Source organism: Acinetobacter sp. YH01018 (assembly GCF_013420295.1).
Lineage (GTDB): Bacteria > Pseudomonadota > Gammaproteobacteria > Pseudomonadales > Moraxellaceae > Acinetobacter.
In genome coordinates this window covers 25,804-37,524 of record NZ_VOYL01000027.1, presented here as the reverse complement: position 1 = coordinate 37,524, position 11,721 = coordinate 25,804, and the positions used below count along the sequence as shown (strand labels likewise).

The 11,721-nt window shown below is 42.2% G+C and carries 7 protein-coding genes and 1 pseudogene; 7 read left to right on the top strand and 1 reads right to left on the bottom strand.

Features of this window, described 5'->3' with window-relative positions:
• Nucleotides 1–145: pseudogene (locus tag FTT83_RS16235) on the bottom strand (group II intron reverse transcriptase/maturase); the annotation flags it as partial.
• A gap of 435 nt (nucleotides 146–580) precedes the next feature.
• On the opposite strand from FTT83_RS16235, the gene FTT83_RS10240 reads away from it, so the two are divergent.
• The 7 genes from FTT83_RS10240 to FTT83_RS10210 all read left to right on the top strand — a co-directional run bounded on the left by FTT83_RS10240 (nucleotide 581) and on the right by FTT83_RS10210 (nucleotide 11,587).
• Entirely contained in the window at nucleotides 581–1,423 is an 843-nt protein-coding gene (locus tag FTT83_RS10240) for a DUF4062 domain-containing protein (protein ID WP_257234898.1), read from the top strand.
• A gap of 195 nt (nucleotides 1,424–1,618) precedes the next feature.
• Nucleotides 1,619–3,001 (top strand): adenosylhomocysteinase, encoded by a 1,383-nt coding sequence (gene ahcY, locus FTT83_RS10235; protein WP_086196228.1) that lies wholly within the window; start codon nucleotides 1,619–1,621, stop codon nucleotides 2,999–3,001.
• Nucleotides 3,002–3,229: 228 nt separating this feature from the next.
• Nucleotides 3,230–4,066: a methylenetetrahydrofolate reductase [NAD(P)H] gene (gene metF / locus FTT83_RS10230; protein ID WP_180176565.1), complete on the top strand. Its 837-nt coding sequence runs from the start codon at nucleotides 3,230–3,232 to the stop codon at nucleotides 4,064–4,066.
• 29 nt (nucleotides 4,067–4,095) lie between these two features.
• A complete protein-coding gene (locus FTT83_RS10225) occupies nucleotides 4,096–4,812 on the top strand; it encodes a 16S rRNA (uracil(1498)-N(3))-methyltransferase (protein ID WP_180043185.1) in 717 nt (238 codons plus the stop codon).
• A gap of 171 nt (nucleotides 4,813–4,983) precedes the next feature.
• A complete protein-coding gene (locus tag FTT83_RS10220; RefSeq protein WP_086196231.1) occupies nucleotides 4,984–7,845 on the top strand; it encodes an EAL domain-containing protein in 2,862 nt (953 codons plus the stop codon).
• Nucleotides 7,846–7,990: 145 nt separating this feature from the next.
• Nucleotides 7,991–10,270: an NADP-dependent malic enzyme gene (locus FTT83_RS10215; RefSeq protein ID WP_086196232.1), complete on the top strand. Its 2,280-nt coding sequence runs from the start codon at nucleotides 7,991–7,993 to the stop codon at nucleotides 10,268–10,270.
• Nucleotides 10,271–10,351: 81 nt separating this feature from the next.
• The gene (locus FTT83_RS10210; protein WP_086196233.1) at nucleotides 10,352–11,587 is read left to right on the top strand and encodes a multifunctional CCA addition/repair protein; all 1,236 of its coding nucleotides are present in this window, start codon (nucleotides 10,352–10,354) and stop codon (nucleotides 11,585–11,587) included.
• The last annotated feature ends 134 nt before the right edge of the window (nucleotides 11,588–11,721 follow it).

Sequence of the window (11,721 nt, the reverse complement as noted above, 5' to 3'; positions counted from 1 at the left end):
TCCATAGTTTGTATAGGTTGTTCTTTAAATGCTTTTCGAATTGCTCAATAGATTCATGATCAACGCCTGGAGCGCCACCATTCTCTTTGACTTTTTTAAATGCCTCCCAGATTAACGCTTTAGGAATATTAAATGGTTTGGTCATAAAGTTTTGCTCCTCCTGCTTGCACAGTTGACAAATCCGTAGACCTGGATAATGCAACCCCTTCGCTCCATTACCATTACAGTAACTTCAACACTACTACGAGTTGCTCCGCCCCTTGGTGACGCATTGCTATTATCAGCCTTGCCTTTTGAGCTTGTGCCTTTCGCTTGACATCGCCACCGAAGGTTCCCGCAGTTCAACGTAAGAGCCTGAATTAGGATCGCGCTGCCTCTACGCCGGACACCGAATGGCCCGTAAGCAGGTAACGGCCAAACTACTCGCGGGGTAACTTCCATCCCCGGTTTTGATGTCATTTGAGTACTTTCGACACTTGAACGGCAGTTCACTGTTGTTCGCCTTCCTAATTCTTACCTGACATCTCTACGATGCCTTTTCCATAACGCTCACGACCGGGACTTTTGATCCAAGCCGCTTATGGTGGTTTGCTACCTGCTCCTGCAAGCCGATAGCGAGGGGCCATACCCTCATCTCTTACGCCGCTTGCTGCGGCACACGAATGCCATTCACTCAAAACAATTTGGTGTGATGCTAAATCCTGTCGGATGGGAAACACATGTAGCTCCTGAAATGGGAAATCGACCTCAAGAAATAATTAATAAACGTATTTTAGAAAATACAGACATTTTATTAGGCATTTTTTGGACTCGCTTAGGTACAGAAACCGGCGAATATGTCAGCGGTACCGTCGAAGAAATTTCAAGACACATAGCATCTCAAAAACTTGCATCGATTTATGTATGTGACAAACCAATTCCACCTAGTAAAATCACAGAACAGTATCAAAAATTACAAGTGCAAATTAGGGAATGGATGCCGAGTGGAGTTATAGATTTTTATAACGATTTATCTAATTTCAAACAAAAAATTAAAGATCATCTATCTCTTCATATTCAACAGAATGAATATATTCAGACTATTGTAAATGAACTTAACTTCAACGATACGCCAATTGAAACATCTACAAAACAAACTATTGAACCTAGTGATGAAATGGTTCAGATATTATTAAATGCTGGCAATGCGGAGAGTCAGATTCACTTTCGTCGATATTTGGGTGGCCAATCCTTATTCGTAGGCAATTTAGACATTAATCTTAATAAAGCTAGAGAATTAGCTAAATGGGAAGAAGCCCTTAATGAACTATTGAATTTAGGTTTAATTAAAGATCGAGGTTATAAAGGTGAATTATTTGATTTAACTAAAGAAGGTTGGGATGCTTTTGATCAATTAAAAACCCAATTAAAGGAAAATCAATAATATTGCATCTTACAACTTGGAACACTTTTAGAATCCAAGTACAATACTTCGCTAGTCGAGGGATGCTGCGACGTTTTACAGGTACCAAATGTAAAAGCGCCAGGCTCGACGATCGGTCCATCTTTTTTCTAGACAGACCAACAACGGCATCCGCGAACTGAATGATCAATTTTTGTTTTTTATAAGGAGATCGTGATGAACGCGGTTAATGCTTCATTTACAGATTATAAAGTTGCCGATATTTCCCTAGCTGACTACGGCCGTAAAGAAATCAAACTTGCTGAAGCAGAAATGCCAGCGCTGATCGGCTTACGTAAACGCTACTCAGCAGCAAAACCACTTGCAGGCGCGAAAATTCTCGGCTGTATTCACATGACCATTCAAACTGCAGTTTTAATTGAAACTTTAGTTGAATTAGGCGCTGAAGTTCGTTGGACTTCTTGCAACATCTTCTCTACTCAAGACCACGCTGCTGCTGCAATTGCTGCACGCGGTATTCCTGTTTTTGCCTGGAAAGGTGAAACTGAAGAAGAATACATGTGGTGTCTTGAACAGCAAATCAATGTCAATGGCAAACCTTGGGATGCCAACATGATTCTGGACGATGGCGGCGACTTGACTGCTCTTGTTCACGAAAAATATCCTGAAGTGTTAGCGAAAATCCATGGTGTGACTGAAGAAACCACTACGGGTGTGCAACGTCTTTATGAAATGTTACGTGACGGCACTTTAAAAGTTCCTGCAATCAACGTAAATGACTCAGTAACCAAGTCCAAAAACGACAACAAATACGGTTGCCGCCATTCTCTAAACGATGCCATCAAACGCGGTACTGACATGTTGATGTCTGGTCGTCGTGCATTGGTGATTGGTTACGGTGACGTAGGTAAAGGTTCTGCTCAATCACTTCGTCAAGAAGGTATGATTGTTCGCGTAACCGAAATCGATCCAATCTGTGCGATGCAAGCATGTATGGACGGTTATGAAGTGGTATCTCCATACAAAAACGGCGTGCAAACAGGTAAAAAAGAAGACATCAACTTAGATCTTCTTCAAAACACTGACCTGATCGTAACCACTACTGGTAACTATCACGTATGTGACTCTGCAATGTTAGATACATTAAAAGCAGGTTCAGTGGTTTGTAACATCGGTCACTTTGACACTGAAATCGATACCAACTACCTACGTGGCTACAAATGGGTTGAAGTTAAACCTCAAGTACATCAAGTGTATCGTTCAGAAAATGAAAACGATTATTTAATCCTTCTTTCTGAAGGTCGTTTAGTGAATCTGGGTAATGCGACTGGTCACCCATCACGTGTGATGGACGGTTCATTTGCTAACCAGGTATTGGCTCAAATGCACTTGTTCGCCGAAAAATTTGCTGATCTTCCTGAAGACCAAAAACAGGCTGCGATTCGTGTAGAACTGCTTCCTAAGAAACTGGACGAAGAAGTTGCTGCAGCAATGGTTGCCGGTTTCGGTGGTGTCTTGACTCAATTGACTCAAGAACAAGCGGATTATCTTGGTGTTCAAGTTGAAGGTCCATTCAAATCTGAGACTTATAAATACTAATACCCCTCACCCCATCCCTCTCCCTGAGCTTGTTTTAAGCACTGCTTTAAAACAAGTGCAAGAGAGGGTGAGCACCAGATTTATTTCCGATGGATGTTTAATGTCATCATATGAATAAATATGGCTTAAACCCTGCATAATTCAGTAATGAATTCTCCTCTCCCTTTGGGAGAGGTCAGGGAGAGGGTGAAAAATTAAAACAGTATTGATAAAAAAAGGGTTTGAAAAATGACCAAACGTGTTCCAATTTCTTTTGAGTTTTTCCCGACTAAAACTGATGCCGGGGCGGAAAAACTTCGTGTTGTTCATAAAGAATTACAACTGTTAAATCCTGAATTCTTTTCAGTGACTTATGGTGCTGGTGGTTCAACTCGTGAACGTACACTCGCTGCAATCAATGACTTTAATGGCAAAGGCACACCTGTTGCCCCTCACCTGTCTTGTATTGGTGATGACAAAGCGCGTATCGCAGAATTGCTTGATCTATACAAATCACAAGGCATCGACCGTATTGTGGCACTGCGTGGTGACTTGCCTTCAGGTCAGGTTGGCCTGGGTGAATTGCCTTATGCACAGGACCTGGTTCGTTTTATCCGCGAACATTCAGGCGATCACTTCCACATTGAAGTGGCCGCTTACCCGGAAATGCACCCACAGGCAGAAAACTTTGATAAAGACATTCAACACTTTGTCGAAAAAGCCAATGCCGGTGCCAATGCCGCTTTAACCCAGTTTTTCTTCAATCCAGATGCCTACTTCTACTTTGTAGACCGTATTCAAAAACAAGGCGTGGATATTCCGGTGGCTCCGGGCATCATGCCAATTACTAATGCCAGCAATCTGATTCGCTTCGCAGATGGTACCGGTGCAGAAATTCCGCGCTGGATTCGCAAGCAATTGGCGACTTATGGCGATGACACGGCAAGTATCAAAGCCTTTGGTCATGAAGTTGTGGTGAAATTGTGTGAACGTCTGCTTGCAGGCGGTGCACCGAGCTTGCACTTCTACACCATGAACACGACAGATCCAACACGTCAACTCGTGACTGATCTTGGTCTAGCTTAATTTATATCTGATTTGTGAGTAATACTTAAATGCCACGTTTTTATATTGAAGCTGACTTAGCAGTGGATATGAATGCTGAATTAACTGAAACAGTTTTTCATCACTGGGTCAAAGTATTACGTGCACAAGTCGGTGAAAAAGCCACCTTGTTCAATGGACGGGGTGGTGAATATGAAGTTACGCTTATTGAAGTCACAAAAAAATCAGCCCGTGTTTCTGTCGATTCCTTCAATCCTGATGACCGTACTCCAGCTTTTAGTACCTTGCTTGGACAGGTAATGAGTAAAGGGGATCGAATGGATTATGCCATTCAAAAAGCCACAGAACTTGGCGTATCCAAAATCCAGTTGCTGACTTCTGAACGCTGTGAAATGCGCCTTAAATATGATCGTGACCAAAAGAAAATAGATCACTGGCAAGGCATTGCCATCGCTGCTTGTGAGCAATGCGGCATGAACAAAGTTCCCGAAGTGTTAGCACCTGTATCTTTACAAGACTGGTTAGAGACAGAACTCCCGACCACAAAACTGGTGCTCGCTCCGAATAAAGATCAAGTGAATGTGCTGGAAAATGCGACACAAGACATTGCGCTATTAATTGGACCTGAAGGTGGTCTAAGTGAAGCGGAAATACAATTATCCAACCAAGCAGGCTTTATAAACTGGTGTATCGGCAATCGTGTATTACGAACAGAAACGGCGCCGATTGTTGCTTTATCTATTTTAAATTATAACTTAACTGTATAGTTCATCAAAATTTGGATGAATAACTTGTGATGTGATTGATTTTTTTCAACAACATTATTACTCTTGAATTAAAGATACAAATGTATATTTAAAATACAGTTTATTTTTTTAACTCAATCAATATTTAGAAAGTAAATTTATTGCAAAATAATAATTAAGGTTTTTGCCTGTATGTCAGATCTTCAAGACGAGTATATTAAACAGCATGTGAGTGCTGCACAAATTAGCAATACAATTCGACTTAGCCGCTTCTTTATAGTCAGTATTGTGATTGTATCGGCATATGTTTATGGCATTTACCAATTTTATTTTATAAAACCTTCTTTTTATTTCAATTTTTGGTTTATAGGCACTGAACTCTTGTGTTGCCTGTGTTTACTGATTAGCAGTGTTTATTTTAAACCCGACCAATTTGCCTTGCCTCATGCGCATCGTTGGCTACAAATTCAAAGTTTAGTGATTGGTAGTTGTATTGCCTTAGGTATGGGCCTGGTTTACTACTATTTACCTCAATACAACCCTGCCTTTAGTCATGTTCATGCCTTAATTTTGTCAGCATTATTACTGATTGTGAGTCAGGCATTTGCCCTGACCTTTTTAACCCAGCGCTTAACTTATTTCTGTCTGGCGTTTATACCTGCTATTTTTCCTTATCTGGCTTCACAATTTATCAGCACAGAAACATCAGATCCTTTATTCTATCTCACCATTAATTTTGCACTGATTGTCATTTTATTATGCGCCAATATCACATCGCGTATTCATCAGCGTATTTCTGTACTGTACTCAAAAAACAATCGTTTAGTTAAAAATGCCAAACAACAGGTTTTATGGACCGATGAATTATGCAAACAATTACAAGCTGAAATTAATAAATCAAAAGATATAGAGCTGCAATTACAATTAAACAATCAGCTGCTGGAGCAAAAAGTTAAAGAACGAACTGTTGATATTGCCAAAATGAATGCCGATCTGGAAAATCAGCAACAAAATCTGGTTTTGGCGCATGAAATTGCCGGACTTCGCCCCTGGGACTGGAATATCAAAGATCGTGAAATTCTGGTGACGGACGCAAAACAGCAAAAAACCCTGAAGCCCTCTAAACTGCATCATCATCAACTGCAAAACATCATTCATCTGGATGATATTGAGCAGTTCAAGCATGCAATGAAACAACATTTACGTGGTCAGTCACCACTTTATGAAGCCAGCTATCGAATTCAGAACAGCAATGGCAAGTGGAAATGGGTCCATGATATTGGTCGGGTCATTGCTCGTGATCCGGTCAATAAAAAGCCCCTGCGCATGGTGGGTATCCGTCGTGACATTCATCAGGAACGTACCGATCAGGAACGCTTAAAATTAGCTGCCAGTGTACTTCAGCAAGCAACTGAAGGCATTTTTATTCTCGATGATCAGCTATGCTACATTGACGTCAATCCATTTTATGAACAACTCACCGGTTTTACTCACCGACATATTATTGGCAAAAATTTATTTGATATTACGGAAAATTATCAGTCACAACAAAGAAACAGCCACTACTCGATTCTTCAGCAGCTGGGAAAAATCGGTGAGTTTGATGGTGAACTGCAGGAAACATTCCTTTCAGGTGAAGAAGCAACCATCTGGATGCGCATTAATGCCATTAGCGATGAGCAGAACCGTGTTACTCACTATATCGGTATTGTCTCCGATTTAACTGAACGTAAACTGCAAGAACAACGGTTGTCTTATTTAGAAAATTACGATCCTTTAACCGATTTGCCGAACCGTTTTTATTACAACTACCAGTTACACCAATATTTAATTAGTCAAAAAGATTCCATTAAACAGCTGGCCGTTATTCGTTTAAATATCGATCGTTTCAGGCCTTTAAATGAATTTTTAAGTAATAGTGGTGGTGACGAACTGTTACGCCAAGTTGCACAAAGACTGCGACTGACCAATACCGAAGCATTATTTGTAGCACATCTGAATGGCGATGATTTTGCAATTGTCTATGAGATTTCACCTACTCACCCGTCGATTCAACATCATTGTGAACGTATAAGTAAAGCTTTTTCCTTACCCTTTAACATTTTCGATCAGGACCATATTATCACCCTGTCCATGGGCGTTGCATTCTATCCGGAAAATGGACGTCAGCTGGATTATCTGAATAATTGCGCTGAGCAGGCCTTGACTGAAGCAAAAAACCTAGGCGGCAATGCCTGTCGTTTCTACTCCAATAAAAGTAGCGCTTTACTTGAACAAGGCATTTATCTGGAACGCGATTTGCGCCATGCCATCAATAATAACGAGCTAATTGTTTACTATCAGCCGAAAATAAATTTCAGTGATCAGAATATTTACGGTTTTGAAGCACTGGTGCGCTGGAATCATCCAAGCAAGGGCATTATTCCACCCAACCTGTTTATTCCCTTGGCAGAACAAACCAGCCTGATCTCGGATATTGGCCGGATTGTGATTCAACAAACAGCCAAACAGATCCGCTACTGGAACAATATCGGGTTTGACAATATTTGTATATCCGTCAATGTGGTGGCCCAGCAATTACAACGCGGACAATTGCTGGAAGATCTGGATCATGCCATCCAGACCTATAACATTTGTGGTTCCAGCCTGGAACTTGAAATTACCGAATCATCGTTACTGGAAAATTCAGTCACGGTGAAAAACCTGTTGAATGAAATTAAAAAACGGAAAATTCATATCTCGCTCGATGATTTTGGCACAGGCTACTCGTCCCTGTCTTATCTTGCCGATTTCCCGATTGATATACTTAAAATAGATCGCAGTTTTATATCCAAAATCGGAAAAAATAAGCAGGAAGCGATTGTCAGTGCTATGATCGCCATGGGCAAAGCCATGGGAATGATGGTGGTTGCAGAAGGTATTGAAACCAAGCAACAGCTACAGTACCTGCAAGATCTGGAATGCGATATTGCTCAAGGTTTCTTTTTTTCCAAGCCGCTTCCTGAAAAAGAAGCCACCACATACCTGGAACAACATCGACTTATACCTTCTTGATATAAGTCAACCTTTCACCCCCCAACTTTGCCTGAAAAAGACACATACGCGACTGTGATAAGGTCGCAACAAATGTTATATTCGATGCAACCAAGCAGAAAACCAGCAGCTTTGCTGAATTACTCCAGTAACAAACGAGATACAGATGGAAGATCAATCTTTAAAACAACAGGCATTGTATTATCACGAATTCCCAACACCAGGAAAAATCAGCGTCACGCCTAGCAAGCAACTGGTCAATCAACGTGACTTAGCGCTTGCCTACTCACCAGGTGTTGCTGCACCATGTCTTGAGATTGAACGTGACCCTTCAACTGCTGCCCTTTATACTGCACGCGGTAACCTTGTAGCAGTGGTGAGTAATGGTACTGCAGTACTGGGTTTAGGAAATATCGGTCCTTTGGCATCTAAACCGGTAATGGAAGGTAAAGGCGTACTGTTCAAAAAATTTGCCGGTGTCGATGTATTCGATATTGAAATTGATGAAAACGACCCTGACAAAATTGTCGACATCGTGGCCGCGCTAGAACCTACTTTTGGTGGGATTAACCTTGAAGATATCAAGGCACCAGAATGTTTCTATATCGAGCAAAAACTTCGTGAACGCATGAACATTCCTGTGTTCCACGATGACCAGCATGGTACCTCTATTATTGTGGGTGCAGCTCTTCTGAATGCATTGCAATTTAACGGCAAAAAAATTGAAGAAATCAAGATTGTTGCTTCAGGCGCAGGTGCAGCAGCACTGTCTTGCTTAAATCTTCTTTGTGCCCTGGGTGCTAAGAAAGAGAATATCATCGTTGCCGATTCACGTGGTCTATTAACCACTCAGCGTGAAGGTCTGGATGAATCTAAAAAAGCATACGTGCAAGACATCACCGCTACTCAGCTCGGTGAAGTACTTGAAGGTGCTGATATGTTCCTGGGTCTGTCAGCTGCCGGTATTCTCACCAAAGAAATGGTGAAAACCATGGCTGCAAATCCGATTATCTTTGCCTTGGCAAACCCGGATCCAGAAATTCTGCCTGAACATGCACATGAAGTTCGTGATGACGTGATCATGGCAACTGGTCGTTCAGACTATCCAAACCAGGTAAATAATGCACTGTGCTTCCCATATATCTTCCGTGGCGCGCTTGACGTTGGCGCAACCACCATCAATGAAGAAATGAAGATTGCCTGTGTACATGCCATTGCGCGCATGGCACATGTTGAAGCAGACGCAGCATCGTATGGTGAAAAATCAGCATCATTTGGCCGTGATTACTTAATCCCTCGCCCACTCGATCAACGCTTGATTCTTGAAATTGCCCCGGCAATTGCACAGGCAGCGATGGACTCAGGCGTAGCCACTCGCCCGATTCAGGACTTCTCTGCTTACCGTCAACGTCTGTCTGAGTTTGTTTACAACTCTGCATTCATGATGAAACCAATTTTCGCCCAGGCGAAAACTGATCCTAAGCGTATTGCCTATGCTGAAGGTGAAGACCTGCGTGTACTTCGTGCAGTACAAATTGCAGTCGATGAAGGTCTGGCTAAACCAATCCTTGTCGGTCGCCCTGCAGTGATTGAAGCAAATATCAAGAAATTAGGTCTACGTCTTGAAGATGGTGTGAACATCACCATCATCGATCAAGAAAAGAACCCACATTACGAAATGTTTGCTGATGACTACTACAGCATCATGCAACGTAAAGGTGTGACACCTGAGTATGCGCAACGTGAAGCACGTCGCCGTTCTACCTTAATTGCATCTATGCTGGTGAAACACGGTCTTGCAGACGGTATGCTGTGTGGTACCTACTCAAGTTACGACATTCATCTGGACTTCGTAAGCAACATCATTGGTAAGAAAGAAGGTCATAACACATTCTTTACGCTCAATGCATTAATGCTTGAAGACCGTAACCTGTTCATCGCGGATACATACATTAACCGTAACCCGACAGCTGAACAGCTTGCTGAAATGACCATTTTGGCTGCTGAAGAAGTACGTCGTTTTGGTGTAACACCACGTATCGCACTTCTTTCTCACTCAAGCTTCGGTAGCGACCAAGATGACTTAAGCGCGCAAAAAATGCGTAAAGTGTATGACATCTTGTCTGAAACTGCGCCTGAACTGGAAGTTGAAGGTGAAATGCACGGTGATGCGGCACTTGACGAAAACATCCGTCACTTTGCTTTCCCGAACTCACGTTTCAAAGGTTCTGCAAACTTGCTGATTATGCCAAACCTGGATGCAGCCAACATTTCGTTTAACCTATTGAAATCGACTTCAGGGAATAACGTTACCATTGGTCCTATCCTGTTAGGTGTATCTAAACCTGTCCACATCCTGACACCAACTACGACTACACGTCGCTTGGTGAACATGACTGCATTAACCGTTGCTGAAATTCAGGAAAATGAAAAATTAGCCCTTTGATTTAGTCAGCTAGATCACATTTTGTGACTTGAGAAAACCTCTATTCTGTAGCATGATTGCTTGAAGAATAGAGGTTTTTTCATGCAAGTTTATTTAGTAGGCGGTGCGGTTCGAGATCACTTGCTCGGACACCCCTATCACGAGAAAGATTATGTTGTGGTCGGTGCAACACCGGAACAACTTCTTGCTCAGGGCTATCAGCCTGTGGGTAAGGATTTCCCTGTTTTTTTACATCCAGAAACAAAAGAAGAATATGCACTGGCACGCACTGAACGTAAATCAGGTCGTGGCTATCATGGCTTTGAATTTTATACCGATCCGAGCGTTAGTCTTGAAGATGATCTGATTCGTCGTGACCTGACCATCAATGCCATGGCCATGGACAATGAAGGCAATATTTATGATCCTTATGCGGGTCAGCAGGACTTGGAACAACGCATTTTACGCCATGTATCCGATGCCTTTGTCGAAGATCCACTCCGTGTTCTGCGCATTGCGCGCTTTGCTGCACGTTATAAAAGTTTAGGCTTTAGCGTGGCAGAAGAAACCCTCACCTTAATGAAACAATTGGTGGAATCAGGTGAACTCAATGCGCTAATTCAGGAACGTGTCTGGAAAGAAACTTCCCGTGCGCTGATGGAAGATCATGCCGATGAATATTTTACCGTTTTACGTACCTGTGGTGCGTTAAAAGTCCTGTTCCCGGAGCTGGATGCTTTATATGGTATTCCACAGCGCCCTGAATATCATCCGGAAATTGACAGTGGCATTCATACCATGATGTCATTACAACAGGCTTGTAAAGCCGACTATTCTTTAGATGTCCGCTTCGCAGTGCTGGTTCACGACTTGGGCAAGGCCTTGACACCAGCAGATGAATTACCGCGCCATATCATGCACGAAGAACGCGGGGTCAAACCGGTGACTGAACTCTGTGACCGTCTGAAAGTCCCAACCAATACCAAACAGCTGGCCATTGCAGTCTGTAAAGAACATTTAAAATGCCATCAGGCTTTAAGCCTGAAACCAGGTACTTTATGGCGTTTACTGCAACGTCTGGATGTGTTACGTCGCCCTGAACGAGTGGAGGCGTTTATACAGGCTTGTGAATGCGACTCCCGTGGCCGTTTAGGTCTGGAAGATCGTGACTATCCTCAGGCCACTTATATACTTAAGGCAATGGAAGTGGTCCGCAATATTAAAGCGCAAGACTTACCTGCCGATGTGAAAGGTCAAGAAATTGGTGAGATGTTGATTGAGCGTCGCATTCAAGCCATTGCAGAACTGAAAGCTCGGCAAGTTGCAGTAGTGGTGTAAGTATAAAAAAGCATCTAAGGATATTGTTGTCCCATAATTTGATTAAAGACTATTTTTTGAGAAAATAGTTAATTCAAATCATCTTATTTAAGTTAGAAGCTTTCACTGCCGCAAATTTTCAATAAAATCAAAAG